We start from the raw sequence: 18,809 nt of genomic DNA on the forward strand, positions 1-18,809 counted from the left end.
GAGATATGGACAGATCAAACAAACCGGCTGAAAATACACACAAGGGCGCCATCGCCTTCATGGCCCGTAACCCCATCATCACCAACCTGCTGATGTTTATACTGATCGGGGGCGGGATATGGACCATGTACAACATCCAGAAAGAAGTTTTTCCTCAGTTTCAGCTCGATTTCGTTGAAATCAGCGTGGTATACCCCGGGGCGGCTCCAACGGAAACTGAGCAGGGGATCGTGCTGCCGGTGGAAGAAGCCATAAAAGGTGTTCAGGGCATAAAGGAAGTTACCTCCGTAGCCAATGAAGGCTCGGGCAACATTACGGTGGAACTGGTGCCCGGCTCCGACAGGATGAAGGCGTTTCAGGACATCGATCAGGCCGTAAGCCGCATCCAGACGTTTCCGGATGATATAGAGCAGCCTCAGGTGACCTTGCGGGATCAGCAGCAGGATGTGATGCAGATAGGCCTTTTTGGGGACGTGGATGTATGGACACTCCGCATTTTGGCAGAAAGGCTGCGTAACCGGCTGCTGAGCAATGACCAGATCACACAGGTAGAGATCGGCAATGTGCCTGATTTTATAACGCATGTGGAGATCCCGGAGCATCGCCTGCGTGAATTCAACCTCACCCTGGGCCAGGTAGCGGCGATTATCCGTCAGTCGAGTGAGGATGTGCCGGCGGGATCTATCGAGACACAGGCCGGCGAAGTACTGCTGCGCATGGAGGAGCGGAAATTATGGGCCGAAGAGCTGAACAACATTGACCTGATCTCTTCGGAGACGGGTGCCACCGTAAAGCTAGGCGATATAGCGCAAATCACGGACGGGTTTGAAGAGACGGGCTTTCACGGGCAGTTTAACCAGCAGAATACGGTTGACCTGGAAATATTCCGGATTGGCAAGCAGTCCCCACTGGAAATAGAGGATATCGTGAAGAGCATCCTGGCGGACTATGAAAAATCTCTTCCGCCCGGAGTCAATGTAAGGATCGACAGCAACAGGGCAGAAGATTACCGTGAGCGCTTGTCGCTGTTAACAGAGAACGGTTTGCTGGCCATTGTGATCGTGATGGTCATCCTGGGGCTGTTTCTGGAGTACCGGCTGGCGTTCTGGGTGATGATGGGGATGATCATATCCTTTATCGGGGCGATGGTGTTGTTACCCATCGTCGACATCAGCATCAACATGATCTCGATGTTCGGTTTCCTGATCGTGATGGGGATCGTGGTGGATGATGCCATCGTGGTTGGGGAGAACATATATGAGTATCGCCAAAAGGGCTATTCCTATATGGATGCCGCCATCCTGGGTGCCAAAGATGTTTCCAAACCGGTTGTTTTCAGTATCCTGACCACCATCATCGCCTTTGTGCCGCTTCTTTTCATACCCGGGGAAACCGGGAAGTACTGGTGGCCTCTGCCGGTGGTCGTGATCGTCGTGCTGTCCGTATCGCTTTTTGAGGCGCTTTATATACTACCGTCCCATGTGGCGCATAAGCCCAAGAAGAACGCTTCAAAGGCTTTACAGAAGCTGGAGGGCTGGCAAAACTCCATAGCCGGGGCTTTCAGCCGCTTTGTAGAGCGCCGTTACAAACCTTTTCTCGACCTATGCCTGCGGAACAGGTACATCACCCTTACTTCCGCCCTGGCCTTGTTGCTTTTGGTGGGCGGCTATGGCTACAGCGACCATATGGGCATGGTGCTGATGCCGGAGGTGGCGGCAGATGAAATCGAAGCCGCCGTCAGGCTTCCTGTCGGCACCACGACCGAGCAGGCCGCGAAGGTGGCCACGCAAATTACCAACTCCACCCAGCGCATGTTTGACGAACACAACCTGTATGAAGTGGCGGAGGGAATCAAAACCAATGTGCGGGGAAAGGACTTTATCGATGTGGAAGTGGTGATGAAACCGCCGGATGAGCGGGACATGAGCCCCAAGGAACTTATCGCTTTGTGGCGTGAGGAAATAGGCGATATAGAGGGGGTGGACCAGATCACGTTTGAGGCAGAGCGCGGCCCCGGAGGTGCCCGGCAGGACATCAGCGTAGACCTGAGCCATACCGATATAAACGTGCTAGAGAGAGCCAGCCAGGCTTTTGTGGAGCGGGTAGAGACTTTTGAGGAAACCCGCGATATAAGTGACAATTATATCATGGGGAAAGTGCAGCTGGGTTTTGAGCTTTTACCGGAAGGCAGAAGCCTCGGCCTGACGCCCTCCGCTGTAGGCCAGCAGGTGCGGGATGCCTTTTATGGCGCACTGGCTGTCCGGCAGCTCCGTGGCATTAACGAAACAGAGATTCGTGTGAAGCTGCCCAGGGCTGAACGGCAGGACATGAATAACCTGGAGGAATTCATCATCCGGGCTCCAGACGGCACGGCGGTGCCTCTGCTTAATGTCGTGAAAGTGTCGGAAGGGGAAACGTTTACCAATATAAACAGAAGGGACGGACGCAGGGTTGTGAATGTAGGCATGGATGTAGAACCGGCCAACGCACAAACCCGTGTCCTGAAGTCATTGAATGAGGAAATCCTGCCACAACTGCGCGCCGATTTCCCGGGCATAACCTGGACCTATGAAGGCAGCCAGGCAGAGATGCGGGAATCGACGCAGGCACTTTGGTCTGGTTTTATCATTGCCATGCTCCTCATATTTGCCTTGCTGGCGGTGGCGCTAAACAGTTACGTGCAGCCCATTATCGTCATGCTGGCCATTCCTTTCGGCGTGGTAGGGGCGGTGATCGGCCATATACTGCTGGGGTATGATCTCTCCCTGGTCAGCCTGATGGGCATTATCGCGCTCTCGGGGGTGGTGGTGAATGACTCCCTGATCATGATCGATTACGCAAACAACCACAGGGGGGACCTCTCTGCTTACGATGCCATCCATGAGGCAGGGATCAGGCGTTTCAGGCCAATTGTCTTAACCACCCTCACCACCTTCGGCGGACTGACGCCTATTATTCTCGAAACGTCAAGCCAGGCTTTCCAACTTATTCCGATGGCCATCTCACTGGGCTTCGGAATAATTTTCGCCACCTCTATTATCCTCGTGATCGTGCCTTGCCTTTATATGATCCTTGATGATCTCGTGCAAATGACAAAGAAAAAGAAAGAGCTTGTAAGGATAAGCTAACAGCTCAGCACGCAAAAAAAAAGGATGTGCTGGCGCAGAGAGTCTGAGACTAAAGAATTGCCTTAACAAGGGAAATGGTAAATGATACCCATATCAACTGGTTTAGGCGCCTTACAATTAACCTGTCTGCCCCTGCCCCTCCCCGGAGGGGCAGGGGGGGTTATAGACCAGCGTCGTATGCAGGTGATAGGGTCTTGATAGAAGAAGTGCCTGGATTGACAGGGCTATGATATTCATCCGTCTCAACAGCAAGTTAAGCCTATAGAAAGAGATATGATAATCGGAGAGCAAAACTCATCTTTTACCCAAAGTTCTATATCAGTTGAGTTCTTTCGGTTTATATATGACAGGGACTTTTGCTTTCTTTAGATATAAAACTTTTACCAAGTGTCGCAACCCTATATATTAATTCCTTCCGCGATCGATAGTTGCCTCCAGCAGGGTGTCAATGGTGTAAATCAATTAACAGCTCTAATTTACATCCGGAAATATCATGTAGGGTATATAGGTACTGATAAATTAAAGCGGCTTATAACTTATCCTATTTTCTGCGTCTCTTTCGCCTGATACCTTGTAACGATCTTCCGAATAAACACCACCACTTTTTCGATGACAGCACCCAAAATGAGCCCGCCTATACCACAGGCAGTTGCTTTAACAAACCAGGAGAGGGCAGGCATGTGGGCCAGCGATTGCTCTAAATTATCCAGCGCATGGCTTGTGAAGGGTATTCCGTGCGCAATAATCTCAGCCCCCACCCACAACATAGCTGCTGTACCTATATAGCCCAGTATTTTTAGAAAGTGTGGCATAAAGGTCACGATACCGCGCCCAATGCTCCTGATTTGCGGGTGATGGTTATCTTTGGCCATATGCACCCCAAGATCGTCAGCTTTCACAATAAGCCCTACAAACCCGTAAACGGCAATTGTGATAAAGACAGCCACGGCCAGCATCACGGCAATTTGGGTAAACAAGGGTTTGTCCGCCACGGTGGCATAGGTGATGGCGACGATTTCGGCAGAAAGAATCAGGTCTGTGCGCACAGCCCCCTGCACTCTCGTCTTCTCCAGTTCTTCGGGCGTTATCATTTTCAAGCCTTCGCCCTGGCTGTGTTTGGCGTCAGCATGCTGATGCTTGCTGAACATGGAATGGACTTTCTCATATCCCTCAAAGCATAAATAGGCACCTCCCATCATCAAGATAGGACCTATCGCCCACGGCGCAAAAAAACCGAGAAGTAAGGCCGCCGGGCTCAAAAAAAGAATTTTATTGATCAATGATTTTTTCGCGATCTGGTAGATGATTGAAAGTTCGCGCGAAGGGTCAAGACCCACCACATACTTGGGAGTCACGGCAGTGTCGTCTATGACAATGCCGGATACCTTACCCGTGGTTTTCGCCACCTGCGCAGGAACATCATCCAGGCTTGCCGCACTTACTTTTACCAAAGCTGACACGTCGTCCAATAAAGCGAGAAGTCCTGTAGCCATTTATTATTACTTTTTTGAAAGATGAATGAAAATAAAGTCGCCGAAGATGACTCGCCTGTGCTCAAGCTCGCCACACCAGTTAGCGATATTACGGAATATATCTATAATCGTAATTTGGTGTCTATGAATTTATGCAAAGTCAATGTCACCGGCACTCCAAGAGCCACACTAACTCGGGCATGCTCCTTCGTGAAAATAGTGGTTTCAGCTATGATACGCACTTGCCGTTATGGCCGCTTAATTTTTTTAATGCCATACCGTGTTTTAGCAAACAGCCTATATAACGAACGCCTGCAAAGCAAAGTAATTTGCTTCAATTGCTGATGCAGAAACTTATCAATTCAACAGGTATAAATCAACACTGATTATATTCCTTTTGTCACATCAAAAGCAACAGACTGAGCAGGTATTTAACCTGCTCAGTCTGTTGTCATCTCAGCTAAATGAGTGATTTCAGATTCATTCAGATGGCGCCATTCCCCAAGCGGGAGGTTTCCCAATTCAAGGGATAAAATGCGGACACGCACAAGTTTGATTACCTGATAACCCAGTTTATAACACATTCTCCTGATCTGGCGGTTGAGTCCCTGTGTCAGGATGATGTTAAAGGTAGTTGCATCCAACTGCCTCACGAAGGAGGGCCTGGTTTTCTTTCCCATAATAACGATACCGTCAGCTAGGCATTTTATCGCCTGCTGAGTTAAGGGATGATCCACCGTCACCAGGTATTCCTTTTCCTGGCGCCTCTCTGCATGAAGTATTTTATATAATAATCCCCCGTCGTCAGTAAGCAGCATCAGCCCTTCTGATTCTTTATCCAGCCTGCCCACCGGGAAAACGCTTCGGGAAATATTTATTGCCTGTGAGAGGTTGTTTTCTATCTGTAGATTTAAGGTAGATTCTATACCGCGTGGTTTATGATAGGCCAGGTACACGTTATGCTTTGATTCTTTGATAACCTGCCCATCCACCCGCACCTCATCTTCCGGCAGAAGTTCCTGGTCTAACGTCCCTCTTTGGCCATTCACCAGAACCCTCCCAGAGAGAATATGTTGGATAGCGTCTTTGTTTGAGTATTTTAATTTCCGGACAATTAAGAACCTGAGGGAAGAATGGAAGGCTTTCATCAAACGCAGGAATGCGGGTAAGAGAATCAGGTGCATAAAAAATGGAGCTGTAATATAGCAAGTACTTCTTGATTTATGTTGTATTGCAGTTACGTGGGCTTAATAAAATGCAGCGCATCAGACTCAAATTATAGGACATAATGATAAACTGCACCCATTCCCCTTTTGGATTTGATTACTGAACGAAAACTTCGGCCTATATTCCACCAGCCCCCGGCTTCTGTTGCTGCAGCATGGCATATAACGCTTTGTTGAAAAGGTGGAGCAGCGTCCTCTCCAGGTGCTGCTCCACCACAGATGCTCGCTTTGAAGATTTTTTGATGTTGTCGATGCCCACAAACTTTCATTGCATCTGTTCCAAAACAGGAGGGATCAAAGCTTGCGAGCTTACTTCTTCCTTGTCTTGCCCTTTGTTTTAGGGAATACTTTTGACACAAAAAATGAATGACCGAATTTTATCCATATAGCTTTCACACTACTGGAGGAATGGCTGCATGAAAAGAGTGCCATGACAAGTATCACATCCCTATATATAACCAACTCGAGCAATCTTAGAGAACAGCTCTTCACAAAAAATGAATCGGATAAATAATGATACTGTGTTAAAAAATATAAGGATAAATAATAGTTATCACAAAAACCACCTTATCTATAACGCTGGCAGGCTTTATAGATTTTGCCTATTTGGTGATAGATAATTCGAATCATCATAAATTGTTTATAAGTCTTTGAATAAGTATATTTAGGTAATTACCAAGAATTGTATAGCGCATTATTAATTAGATTTTAATTTTTATAGCCAAAAATATGGAACACAAGAACGACAGGCATGTAGCCCCTAATACCCCTGTATGGGATACCAACGAGTCCAGGAGATGCCCTTTTATGGGTGGTTCTGTACATTTTACTGCAGGTAGTGGAAGGTCAAACCGTGACTGGTGGCCAGATATGTTGAACCTTCGGATACTACATCAGCATTCTTCCAAGTCTGACCCAATGGGGGAAGACTTTAATTATGCAGAGGAGTTCAAGAGTCTCGATTTACAAGCTGTGAAGCAGGACCTTTTTGACCTGATGACGGATTCTCAGGAATGGTGGCCGGCAGACTACGGGCACTATGGCCCACTATTTATCCGGATGGCCTGGCATAGCGCGGGTACCTACCGTATTGCTGATGGTCGGGGAGGAGCCAGCTCCGGCTCTCAGCGTTTTGCCCCCCTCAACAGCTGGCCCGATAACGCCAACCTCGATAAGGCCCGCTTGCTGCTTTGGCCCATAAAACAAAAATACGGTAAGAAAATCTCATGGGCCGACCTGATGGTTCTGGCCGGTAACTGCGCCCTTGAATCCATGGGTTTCAAAACGTTTGGCTTTGGCGGTGGGAGAGAAGATGTTTGGGAGCCAGAGGAAGATATCTACTGGGGATCGGAGGGAGAATGGTTAGGGAACAAGGAACGCCACGCAGGAGGGGTGCTGGAAAGCCCACTTGCAGCCTCGCATATGGGACTAATTTACGTGAACCCGGAAGGCCCGAATGGCAATCCTGATCCGATTGCAGCAGCTCATGACATCCGCGAGACCTTCGGCCGGATGGCGATGAATGATTATGAGACCGTTGCCCTGATTGCGGGCGGACATACCTTTGGTAAAACGCACGGCGCGGGCGACCCGCGTGAATTTGTTGGCGTAGAACCTGCAGGTGCCGACATTGCAGAAATGGGACTTGGATGGAAAAATACCTACGGTACCGGTAATGCGGGCTATACCATCACCAGCGGCCTGGAAGGGGCCTGGACTACCACCCCAACGGAGTGGAGCAACACCTTTTTCGAAAACCTGTTTGGCTTTGAGTGGGAACTGACCAAGAGTCCGGCGGGGGCTCAACAGTGGAAGCCAAAGGGTGGGGCAGGCGAAGGTACTGTGCCGGACGCACACGACCCATCGATAAAGCATGCGCCCTTTATGCTTACCACTGACCTTGCCTTGCGGATGGACCCAGCGTATGAGAAAGTTTCCAGGCACTTCCTGGAGAACCCTGATGAATTCGCAGATGCATTTGCCCGGGCCTGGTATAAATTAACGCACCGTGATATGGGCCCTATTGCGCGCTACCTAGGCCCGGAAGTGCCCCAGGAAGAGCTGATTTGGCAGGATCCTGTTCCTGCCGTAACACATGAACTGATTAACGAGCAGGATGTCAGTGATCTTAAAAGCAAGATACTGGACTCCGGGCTTTCTGTCTCTCAACTGGTTTCTACTGCCTGGGCTTCTGCCTCTACTTTCCGTCATTCTGATAAGAGGGGAGGCGCGAATGGCGGAAGAATCCGTTTGGAGCCACAGAAGAATTGGGAAGTTAATAACCCGGCCGAGCTGGATAAAGTGCTGAAGCAGTACGAAAGCATACAGCAGGAATTCAACAATGGTCAGACTGGTGGCAAACAGGTTTCCATGGCCGACCTCATTATATTAGGAGGTTGTGCAGGTATCGAAAAGGCGGCCAGGAACGCCGGATATGAGGTGCAAGTACCATTTAGTCCGGGGCGCACAGATGCTTCACAGGAGCAGACCGATTGGGACGCTTTCGCTGTCCTTGAGCCAAATGCAGATGGGTTCCGCAATTATTACAGGAACCGGGACAACATATCTGCCTCAGCAGAGGAGATGCTCATTGACAAGGCACAGCTAATGAGCCTTACTGCACCTGAGCTGACTGTGCTTGTAGGCGGTATGCGCGTGCTGAAAACCAACTATGATCAATCCAAGCGTGGTGTGTTCACCAACCAGCCAGAGGCACTTACGAACGATTTTTTTGTGAACCTGCTCGATATGGGCACCACATGGAAGGCAACTTCAGAAGCTGATAAAGAATTTGAAGGGCGTGACCGAAAAACGGGCGAAGTGAAGTGGACTGGTAGCCGGGTTGACCTGATTTTTGGTTCAAATTCAGAACTTCGGGCTATAGCAGAGGTTTATGCCTGCTCTGATTCTAAAGAGCGGTTTGTAAAAGACTTCATCAAAGCCTGGAATAAGGTAATGAACGCAGATCGTTTTGATTTAAAGTAAGGATGCGAGATTACAGCGGGGTTTCAACGACCTCGCTAAGCGCTCCATACGCAGATTAAAGACATGATGCCTCCTGAATTCTAAGGATAACATAAATAAACCTCCTGTATGAGTTTAATTTCACTAATACAGGAGGTTTATTTATGTCTATTAGTTCACTGACTATACAGCATGGTTTAGTGCTATCTTGCTGGCCAGCAAGTTGTTAGTAGATCAGCTGGAGGAAGAGGAGAAGTATGACCAGGCACTCACCATTTCTTAATTAAACCACAAGCCAAGTTATTGAACCAAAAAAGCCGCTCCATCATACATGAAGCGGCTTTTTAACTTTGTAGACCTAGTACCACTATCAGTTTGTTCATGCGCATTGCATATTAACTGTCTGCAGATTCCCCTCCTTGGAGGTGCAGGGGTGGGTTTTATAGAACATCTTCGTGCGCAGAGTTCAGCTGATAATGGTATAAGGAGGATAATACCGAACCATATCTACAAAAATTTAGAGGCTGTGAAAAAACAAATAGCCGTAGTGGAGCAACAGTAATTATTTTGTATCCTGCTTTTTGACAGCATAGCTGTTTTCTATAGATATGTAAGTATGAGGTAGGTCAGTAATATCAGATTTAAGGGCGGGGACCAGGTACGCCAAAGCATAGTTTCTTCACCTTATTCCTTTTATTATGTCAGGAGAATTAATTGTAATCTATAATTATAAAATATCGTATAAAAAATTAGTTTTTATATACATAGCCCCCTCCGCCACGGGACAATCCAGCAGCTTCAGGAGCATTAAAAGGGATTGTATGACATAAGAATTCAGCTTAGTTCTCCCCATAACTTTCAATCTCACCACCATGTTAGCAGAAGCAACTCCTCTATCATTGTTAAAGATGAGCCTGCGAGGCAGGATCATCGAACCCCAAGATGCAGAATATGAGACTAGCCGCAAAGTTTATAACGGCATGATCGATAAGCGCCCCGGCATGATTGTTCGCTGTGTGGATGAGGCAGATGTGATAGCCGCCGTGAACTATGCACGGGAAAACAACCTGCTGATTGCCGTCAGAGGCGGCGGGCACAACGGGGCTGGTCTGGGCATGTGCGACGGCGGCCTGGTCATCGACTTATCATTGATGAAAGGAATCCATGTGGACCCGGTGTCAAGGACGGTGCAGGTGCAGGGAGGCTGCACCCTGGGAGACTTGGATCACGCCACGCATGCCTTCGGCATGGCTGTACCTACTGGCATACAATCCACTACAGGCATTGCCGGGCTTACTTTGGGAGGAGGTTTAGGGCACCTGACGCGCCAATGCGGCCTTACCATCGACAACCTTTTGGAGGCCGACGTGGTGCTGGCAAGCGGCCAGTTTGTGAAGGCCAGCGCAGAGGAGAACCCTGACTTGTTCTGGGCCCTGCGGGGCGGGGGCGGCAACTTCGGGGTGGTTACCTCCTTCCTGTTCCGGACCCATCCCATCACTACCGTGTATGCCGGGCCGATGCTCTGGGAACTGGAGGACGCAAAGGAAGTGATGCGGTGGTACCACGAGTTTATCACGAACGCTCCTGATGAGATGAACGGTTTCTTCGCCTTTCTCATTGTTCCGCCCGGTCCGCCCTTCCCTGAAGATTTCTATATGAAAAACATGTGCGGCGTGGTGTGGTGCTATACCGGCCCAATGGATGAGGCGGAGAGGGCTTTTGAGCCGATCCGCAGCTTCAAGAAACCTGCGCTGGACTTTGTTGGACCTATGCCTGTGCCTGCCCTACAGAGCATGTTCGATCCTTTAGTGCCATTTGGGTATCAGTGGTACTGGAAAGGCGACTACGTGAAAGACCTGCAGGATGAGGTTATCGACTTGTATATAAAGTACGGCTCACGGTTGCCCACCATGCTTTCCACCATGCACCTTTACCCTATTAATGGGGCAGCAGCCCGTGTGAATAAGAATGCCACCGCCTGGGGATACCGCGATGCTACCTATGCCATGGTCATCGGAGGCATAGACCCCGACCCGGCTAATAAAGACCTCATCACCAACTGGGCAAAAGACTACTGGAAGGCTGTGCACCCTTACAGCGCCGGAGGCTCCTATGTCAACTTCATGATGGAGGAGGGCCACGACCGGGTGAAGGCGACCTACGGCGACAACTACCAGCGGCTGGTGGAGGTGAAGACCAAATACGACCCGCACAACCTCTTCAGGGTAAACCAGAACATCATGCCTGCGGCAGCGGATCAATGGTAAGGATTCAGGCAACTAATAGTTTAGATAGTAGCCATATGCTATAGGCATCTTTTGTAGAGGCTGTTGCCAGCATCAGCCTCTACAAAAGATTGTTTACTTGCAACCTCAGTTTTTCTATGAAATACCACATATGCTATGGTCAAGGAATTAACAAATACGCAAAATCTTTCCCTCTATGAAAGATTAGGAGGCGAACCAGGGGTTAAAAAGATTGTGAATGATGTTCTGGATAAAAATCTAAGTAACCCTCTTATAGGCCACCATTTCCGGCACGTTGATATGAATAAGCTCAAGCAGTTGGTTTTTGAATTCTTTTCTATGGGGACTGGCGGGCCTCATACGTACACGGGCAGGGATATGCGTACGGCACATACGGGTCTTAATATAAGTGAGAACGATTTCACTGAGGCGAATAATGATACACTTCTGGCTTTAGAGGAAAACGGGGTTGGGCAGGCAGAAATAGACGAAGTTATAGCGATACTTAATTCTTTGAAAGGAGAAGTTGTTAGACTTTAGCAATTTTAAGCCTAACAAGTTGTTGCGTGCACAATAGCGATGTTATAGATTGGCGCCAAAGCAGAGGAATTCAAGATGGCAAGGGATATATGAATGATTCCCAGTCGGAGATTATTGAGGGAAGCCGATCCTTTCCAATATGTGCTGAAAACGTGGGTCCTCCCGTAGCGATGCTGGTATATAAGGAGCTTTATTGATGGTTAGGATATGGGGGTCAAGCTCATCACAGGCTTTTTCCAAAGCGGTGAATGCCCTATCCAAATCTCCCAAATAAGCCGCAGAAAGTCCGTAATCATAATGAGCGCTTCCTGGCTTAGAGTCTAATTCCTTCATCAGCAAGCTTGCCTCCTCAAATTTACCCTTACCACAGTAAGCCCAAATCAACCCATTGATTGCCTGTTGATGCCTGGCGGAGAGATTCACCAAATACTGAAACGTAGCAATGGCCTCATCATAGCGCTGCAACACGATGTAGCAAAGACCAGTGATGCGATGCGACAAAAATGAGTTGTTGTCTAACTCGATACCAAGTTTGGCAACAGTAAGGGCTTCCTCAAATTTGCGCGCCATTAACAGGGTCCATGCTAAATCGGCATGATCAATAGCGCTCAAAGGTTCAAGCTTGATTGCTGCTTGAAGTTGCTCTTCCGCCCCTTCAAAATTCCCGTCTACCCAGCCTAAGCAAATCATACCTAACATAGACCTTGCCTGCACAAATTTCGGGTTAAGCTCGATGGCCTTGTAGAAGGTTTTCTTCGACTCCTCCCAGTTATACTCGAAACACACATAATAATATGCTAAGGAAAAATAAGCCTCGCCAAGAGAATCATCGAGCTTTATGGCTGTCTTAGCCGCTCTTTTTACTTCTTTCTTTACTTCTTTCCCTGAAAAGAAATTATAAGCTGCGGCCAATGTTTGGGCGTCGGCATAACAGGCATATGCCAGGGCAAAATCAGGGTCAACGGCTATGGCCTTTTTTGAGAACTCCAGTCCTTTCAGAATAGCGCTTCCCCGCCTATACAGATAGAACCTTGCTTTCAGATACAGTTCATAGGCTTCTGCGTTGTGCGTGTAGGTTTTAGTGATCTTTTCCCGGTCCTTCTCAAACAATACTACTTTTAACTGCTCCGTGATGGAGAGTGCTATCTCATCCTGAATGGCGAAAACATCATCTATCGAGCGGTCATACTTCTCTGACCAGATATGAAAGCCATCTTCCACATGAATCAGCTGAGCGGTAACCCGAAGGCGATTACCCTGTTTGCGCACGCTGCCTTCCAGCACGGTGCTCACACCCAGACTTTCTCCGACTTTGCGCAGGTCAATATTTTTCCCTTTGAATTGAAAAGAGGAGGTGCGGCCTGCCACTTTCAGGTCTTTTAAGTGGTTCAGGGAATTGATCAGTTCCTCTGCCATCCCGTCGCTGAAGTACTCCTGTTCCGGGTCGTTGCTCATGTTGACGAACGGCAGCACGGCGATGCTCTTGGGCGCCAATGCTTGAGGCTCGTCTTTTTGTAGCAGGTATGACTCTGATGATTCGGCTTCGTCATTCGTCGGGCGCACCTCATATACCCGTACCGGTTCTCTCACATTCTTAAGTATTTTCTCACCCACAAAGGTAGTAGCTACACCAGATTTGTTAGCTACATTCTGGTACACGGCCTCCGACACCCATATACCTCCAGCCGGAGCCAGCGCCTGCAGTCTGGAAGCGATGTTCACCCCGTCACCGAACACATCCTCATTCTCAAACACCACGTCCCCCAGGTGGATGCCGATGCGCAGGCACAGGCCGTTCACCTTCCCGCAGCCTTTCACCAAGGCGCAGGCACAGTTTACGGCATCCGTAACGGTGGGGAAGCTGGCCAGCACCCCGTCACCCATTTCCTTTATCCATTTGCCGCCATATCCTTCGATGAGTGGTTTGTGGAGCCGGCGGTTCTGGTTCAGCAGTTCAAAGGCTTTCCGCTCGTCGCTGCCCATCAAGGCGGTGTATCCGGCAATGTCGGTGAACATGATAGCAGCCAGTTGACGGGTTAGGGTCATGGGGGAGCTTCTATCGTAACCATTACAGCAATGATCGTGGGGGTGTAGCATTAGGCCTGTCCAGAGGCAACGGCGGGGTCTGGTGCTCCTTAGAGGATACGATGAACGAAACAATTTAGTGCATCTATCCTGCTGGCAATTTTCAATTTGCCAAGGCGGTTAGTTTGGTGTGGAAATTCTGTCATGCACCACCTTCACAATTATTCTGGAAAAAGGCGGTTCCTCGAAATGAGGAGGGACATCTCTAATGATGGCACATTGTTGAAATGCTGAGGTAATGTTGAAAATATATAGGACTACTGCTCAGGTCAAGCTAGCCAGGTAAAACATCTACCTATGGTCCTCCTTTGATGCTTTTAAGTTATTTTGAGTATTTCGCTGCAGGTAGCGGAAGTTTCTTCCTGCGCTTTCCGCTGTCTCGTACAACTCCCTAATAACTCAATGTAAAGAGGAGGGGCTCAATGAATAGGTTAGGTTGATTCTATGTAAAGCCTTTCTTGAACTATAATACTTTATCAAGGAGCTGTATGCAGGGTAGGCTCTTTGGCTATAGGAACATAAGGAAGCACAACCGTGAACTCTGTCCATTCCCCTTCCTCCGTGGCCACGCTCAGCTCCCCTCCATGCCCCTTGGTGATGATGTCGTAGGAGAGCGAGAGCCCCAGGCCGGTTCCCTGGCCGGTGGGTTTGGTGGTGAAGAAGGGTTGAAATACTTTGTTTTTCACATGCTCCAGGATACCCGTGCCATTGTCGCGTATTCTGATTTCTATTCTTCCATCGAGGCGATGGGTAGTTACTTTCACCTCCGGCTGGTACTGCCCATTCAGCTGCCTTTTCTTTTCCTGGGTAGCGTAAAAGGCATTGTTGTAGAGATTCAGCAGCACCCGCCCCAAATCCTGGGGTACTGCCTCCACTTTCCCGATACTGCTGTCGAATTCCGTCACCAGGTTCGCATCAAAACCCTTGTCCTTGGCCCTGAAGCCATAGTAGGCCAGGCGCAGGTACTCGTCCGTCAGGGCATTCATGTCGGTGGGCTCTTTTTGCCCGGCGCTGACGCGGGAGTGCTGGAGCATGTTCTTGACGATGGCATCGGCCCGCTGGCCGTGGTGGTGGATTTTAAAGATATTTCGGTCTAGGTCTTCCAGCATATCACCGGCTTCTTTCCTGTCTCCCTCGGGCAGTTTCAGGAAAGGCCCAACCCGCAGCTCTTCCACCAACTCGGTGCTTACCTCCGAGAAGTTGTTGACGAAGTTGAGCGGGTTCTGGATCTCGTGGGCGATGCCGGCGGTGAGCTCCCCAAGGGAAGCCATTTTCTCCCGTTGGATTAATTGTTCCTGCGTGGATTTCAGCTCATCAAGCGACAGCTTGAGTTCTGCCGTGCGCGCGGTTACCTGTTGCTCCAAAATTTCGTTTTGGCTGGCCAATATTTGCTGTTTTTCGCGTTCCTGAGCAAGGCTTTTTTCGGAGAGCTCATTTACTTCTTTAAGTTTTTGCTGTAAGGAATCATTGACAAAAGCAAATTCAAGACCTAGATAAATTGAAGCTGCCATTGGAATACCCAACTGATATATATTAAAAAGGACGGTGGGTAAAGGCGATATAGTTAGAAAAAAGTCGGTGTTACCAGTACCCGGTACCAGAAAGATCACAAAGCATATAAAATTAAGCATAGCGCCGGCAACCATAATCAACGCCCCTCTATTTTGCCTTCGCAGAGCCAGAAGAGAGATGCGAAGTATATTAATGTGTATCAGGTTCTGCGCCAGAACGCCGCCAGCCAGCCTACCCCACCGATAAGGCCCCGCGTTCAAAAAAAAGCTGATGATTACATAAACAACCAGGCTCCAATAGAATAAATCTTTTTTTTGTTTAAGCAGGTAATGAATAGCGGTAAGCAAAAAAAGGTTACCGACCATAAAAAAGACAAATGAAAAATTAGCCAGGAAAAATTTATATTCTACCTCGTGCGCTTCTAAGTAAAATATATGTTGTAAAACGATTGCCGTAACGTAAAAGAGAGCAAACATAGCAAAGTAAAGGTTTGCTTTTTGGGAAGGGTAGAAGAGGTAAAAGGCGAAGTGGAGTACGCAAAACAAAAAACAAACGCCAATCAAAAAAATATGAAGCAATTTAAAATGTGAAACTTGTTGCTCATAGAAACTAACTCCCGATTCCACGTCTTTTATTTGCATCCATAAGGCGTGGTTATTTGTTGTATACATGGTAGTATACCGGATATTGGGTTGACGTGCGAACCGAACTGCTAAAACCTGTATGGTATCTTTCTTTATAGGAAACGATACGGGTTTCCACAACGGATCATAGGCTTCTACATTTGCCGGATTTGAACTTACAACCCCAAAGCGATGGATCAATTGCCCATCCAGATAAATCTCTGAGGCACCGGATTGCTGAATTATTAACGCCAACTGTCTATCCAGTGATGTTATCAGACGCAACCGAAACCAAACAATTCCAGATTTTGGAATCTGTGGGAGGTCATAAATATCTAACGCGGGGTTGATGGTTTCCCACGCTCCGTCGTCATACTCTGGACTTGCATAGGCGGGGTTATCACCAGAAAGATATTTCCAGCCTTTGTCCAGCACGATACCATCAGCGGGCAGGGTATGGAGGTACACGACAGAGTCAGCCATGCGCTGCGCCTGTACCTGCACAAAGGCAAAGAAGAGAGAACAGAGAAGCAAAAGGCATGGCTTCATGATGCAGCGTTGAAGATACTCTTGGCTGAATAGGGTGGAGGAGGCAGGCCGTAAGCTATAATTGTCAAGTCCACGACGCTTCACCTGCAGTTCTGCGGCATCACCCTTCGTAAGGCGGCTGTCGCCAGTTGAGAGGCTAAGAGTTTCGTAAAAGTTACTAAAAATATCTAATTTATTTTATATGTATTCACTAAAATCTGATATTCTAGTCCGTGTTACCTGCACTTCGCCTTGCCTCTTTTTTGATGCAGGTTCAATTCAAAGTTCATCATATCAGACACATCGCTTGCTGTCTGGAGTATAGCTAACTTCTGCCGCTTGCCGAAATACGGGCATATAGGCAGCTCAGCCTGGCCTGTGTTCTTTCTCTAAATAAAAAATCTGGGGCTCAGAATTGTTCATCAGCTCGTTTTTTTGGCCTGCCGCTGTTGCGGGACGTGCTGATTATTTCTTTTTCGATTTTTTTGAACTCCGTGTCGTTTTAGATTTCAATTCCTCGAATCTCAAATACGTGTCAAAGAAGGGCAACATATCGTTCAATGCTCTTCCATCTTCCGTCCAGAGCTTGTTGCCGTGTGTACCAATGTATTCTTCCGCATAATGGTTAATGCCCAGGCTCTCCAGCTTTTTACTGAACATCTTGCTGGTCACCGGAACAATAGCAAATTCTTCGTTTCTTCCCCAGTCGAGTTTCAGAGCTTTCAGTTTCCGGATGTTAGCGGCATACCGGTCAACCATGTACAAAGGAGAATTCCTGTTCCATACCTCCAACACTTTCTCGTTCACGATGACACTGTCTCCCTTGTAGGTAAAGGGTAAGTCGCAATAGAAGGGCGGTTTAGAGGCGTTGGGAGTATAAGCCCGTCCCATTGCCACAACAATATTGGCCAGGAACTCATTGTATCCTGTTATCAATTCTTCTCTGGACGTGATGCTTTGCGCCCGCCTGAAGGCCGGGCCATCTGCTCCGAATTCTTCAAACAGAGCTAAGGCGCCAGGACTCAATGCATAAACGCTTGTAAACACATCAGGGAAAAGCATTCCTAGTTTGATGGCACCATAACCTCCCATAGAGTGACCTGTAATGCCTCGGCTCTCTCTATCAGGAAGAGTTCGATATCGCCCGTCTATGTAGTTGACCAATTCCTTAGCGGTAAAATCGGCCCACTTTCCGGTTAAGGAGGAATTGGTATAGAAACTCCCTCGGTATTGAGTATACTGATCCGGCATCACGACAATAACTGGTTTTATTTTTCCATCCGTGATGGCTTTGTCTAATAGTTGGTCAAAATGATCGGAAGCAATCTGAAGACTATCGTTCCAGGTAAAGCCGTGTAAATAATAAATGACAGGATACCGGTTGGTTGTTTGGTCGTAGTTGGGTGGCAGATAAATCGTTACCCTTCTTACCTGGTTTTCTCCCCCGGTATTCTTCAAGGCAGGGGAATTGATTCGCTCCACAATCACTTTTCCTTTGGGTTCTTGTGCTTGCCCGAGACAGATGCCCGGAATAAATGAGAGTAGAAAGAAGAGCTTTTTCATTGACCGTTTAGTTAAGGTGACAGAGAACTCAACCTGGCATGTCCCGCAACGGATTAGTACTTATAGCGGGCAAGGCGTAGCCGGAGCATAGCAGCTATGCTTTGATATCTGGAGTTATTCTTTCTGTGCGGCAACCGGTTCACCTGACCAGCCCTTGCCGCCCGCCAGACCGTGTGAATTCATTTCCCCGCTTCGGCCATTTTCCTGCCGATATGCTCCATCACCTCCCTGAACTCCCGCTCCGGGCTGAACTCCACCAGTTTCACATCCTCTTCCACGATGGCGGTGTGCCCGGCGGGCCAGTAGAATAAGTCCCCTTCGCGGGCGACCTCCTCGGATTTGTCATCGTATATCAGGCGTATGGCGCCCTGCAGGATGTAGCCCCAGTGAGGGCAGTGGCAACTGTCATTACTGAGCCCCTGAAGCAAGGGCCTCAGGTCGGTTCCCTTGGGCACCTGGTTGAAGGCAACGGCCATGCCCCCAAAGCCGGCGGCGTTGCGCATCACGGTGCCGGGGGCCTCCATGGCGATGGGCAGATCCTCTTTGTTGATTTTCATAGCTGTATCTTTTTGCTGGTGAATGGGCTTGCTTGCTGCTTGCCTCTACAGTGTATACGTCACACGCACCGTTTCCGCTTGCCGCAAGGAGGTGAAGTTTCCGGGTAGGAGCCTGCAGGCAAGTCTCCGATAAAGCGAAAGCAAGCCACAGGCAATATGTGTTCATGCCCTGCTTGCTGAAGCAGGGAACCCATCGCGGCTTTTGGGCTCTTTGTAGTTCACAGGGTGAGTGTTCGTTTCTGTCTTGTCCTGGAAAACGGCAAGTATTCGGGACGAAAAAACATGAGCTGAGGCGGCTCAACCTTAAGCGCGGATACCAAGGCAGCTAATAGCAGGCTCTGCCTCAAAGCTTGAGGCACTGTTGA

11 protein-coding genes are annotated in these 18,809 nt (G+C 48.6%); 5 read left to right on the forward strand and 6 right to left on the reverse strand.

The features are described 5' to 3' along the window. The first annotated feature begins 5 nt into the window (after positions 1–5). On the forward strand, positions 6–3,128 hold the full coding sequence (locus tag ABD920_RS08810; protein WP_345158373.1) for an efflux RND transporter permease subunit: 3,123 nt from the start codon (positions 6–8) through the stop codon (positions 3,126–3,128). Between the two features lie 536 nt (positions 3,129–3,664). Here ABD920_RS08810 and ABD920_RS08815 read toward each other — a convergent pair. Continuing rightward, on the reverse strand, positions 3,665–4,621 hold the full coding sequence (locus tag ABD920_RS08815; protein ID WP_345158374.1) for a DUF808 domain-containing protein: 957 nt from the start codon (positions 4,619–4,621) through the stop codon (positions 3,665–3,667). 419 nt (positions 4,622–5,040) lie between these two features. Further along, positions 5,041–5,784, reverse strand: a complete 744-nt coding sequence (locus ABD920_RS08820) for a pseudouridine synthase (RefSeq protein WP_345158375.1) — start codon at positions 5,782–5,784, stop codon at positions 5,041–5,043. Positions 5,785–6,555: 771 nt separating this feature from the next. On the opposite strand from ABD920_RS08820, the gene katG reads away from it, so the two are divergent. From katG to ABD920_RS08835, 3 genes are all read left to right on the forward strand, one after another. After that, entirely contained in the window at positions 6,556–8,811 is a 2,256-nt protein-coding gene (katG, locus tag ABD920_RS08825) for a catalase/peroxidase HPI (RefSeq protein ID WP_425568587.1), read from the forward strand. A 959-nt stretch (positions 8,812–9,770) separates the two neighbouring features. After that, a complete protein-coding gene (locus ABD920_RS08830) occupies positions 9,771–11,057 on the forward strand; it encodes an FAD-binding oxidoreductase (RefSeq protein ID WP_345158376.1) in 1,287 nt (428 codons plus the stop codon). A 135-nt stretch (positions 11,058–11,192) separates the two neighbouring features. Beyond that, positions 11,193–11,576 (forward strand): group I truncated hemoglobin, encoded by a 384-nt coding sequence (locus ABD920_RS08835; protein ID WP_345158377.1) that lies wholly within the window; start codon positions 11,193–11,195, stop codon positions 11,574–11,576. Between the two features lie 111 nt (positions 11,577–11,687). Here ABD920_RS08835 and ABD920_RS08840 read toward each other — a convergent pair whose 3' ends face one another. Together ABD920_RS08840 and ABD920_RS08845 are read right to left on the reverse strand one after the other, a co-directional pair. Continuing rightward, positions 11,688–13,622 carry an adenylate/guanylate cyclase domain-containing protein gene (locus ABD920_RS08840; RefSeq protein ID WP_345158378.1) on the reverse strand — a complete coding sequence of 645 codons (1,935 nt, stop codon included), beginning with the start codon at positions 13,620–13,622 and terminating at the stop codon, positions 11,688–11,690. A 515-nt stretch (positions 13,623–14,137) separates the two neighbouring features. Beyond that, on the reverse strand, positions 14,138–15,046 hold the full coding sequence (locus tag ABD920_RS08845) for a sensor histidine kinase (protein WP_345158379.1): 909 nt from the start codon (positions 15,044–15,046) through the stop codon (positions 14,138–14,140). Positions 15,047–16,252: 1,206 nt separating this feature from the next. On the opposite strand from ABD920_RS08845, the gene ABD920_RS08850 reads away from it, so the two are divergent. Further along, on the forward strand, positions 16,253–16,378 hold the full coding sequence (locus tag ABD920_RS08850; protein WP_345158381.1) for a hypothetical protein: 126 nt from the start codon (positions 16,253–16,255) through the stop codon (positions 16,376–16,378). Positions 16,379–16,789: 411 nt separating this feature from the next. On the opposite strand, the gene ABD920_RS08855 is transcribed toward ABD920_RS08850, so the two are convergent. Beyond that, positions 16,790–17,887 (reverse strand): alpha/beta hydrolase, encoded by a 1,098-nt coding sequence (locus ABD920_RS08855; RefSeq protein ID WP_345158383.1) that lies wholly within the window; start codon positions 17,885–17,887, stop codon positions 16,790–16,792. Between the two features lie 179 nt (positions 17,888–18,066). After that, complete coding sequence (locus ABD920_RS08860) at positions 18,067–18,444, reverse strand: cupin domain-containing protein (protein WP_345158384.1); 378 nt, start codon at positions 18,442–18,444, stop codon at positions 18,067–18,069. Between the last annotated feature and the right edge of the window lie 365 nt (positions 18,445–18,809).

The organism is Pontibacter saemangeumensis (assembly GCF_039541895.1).
Classification (GTDB): domain Bacteria; phylum Bacteroidota; class Bacteroidia; order Cytophagales; family Hymenobacteraceae; genus Pontibacter; species Pontibacter saemangeumensis.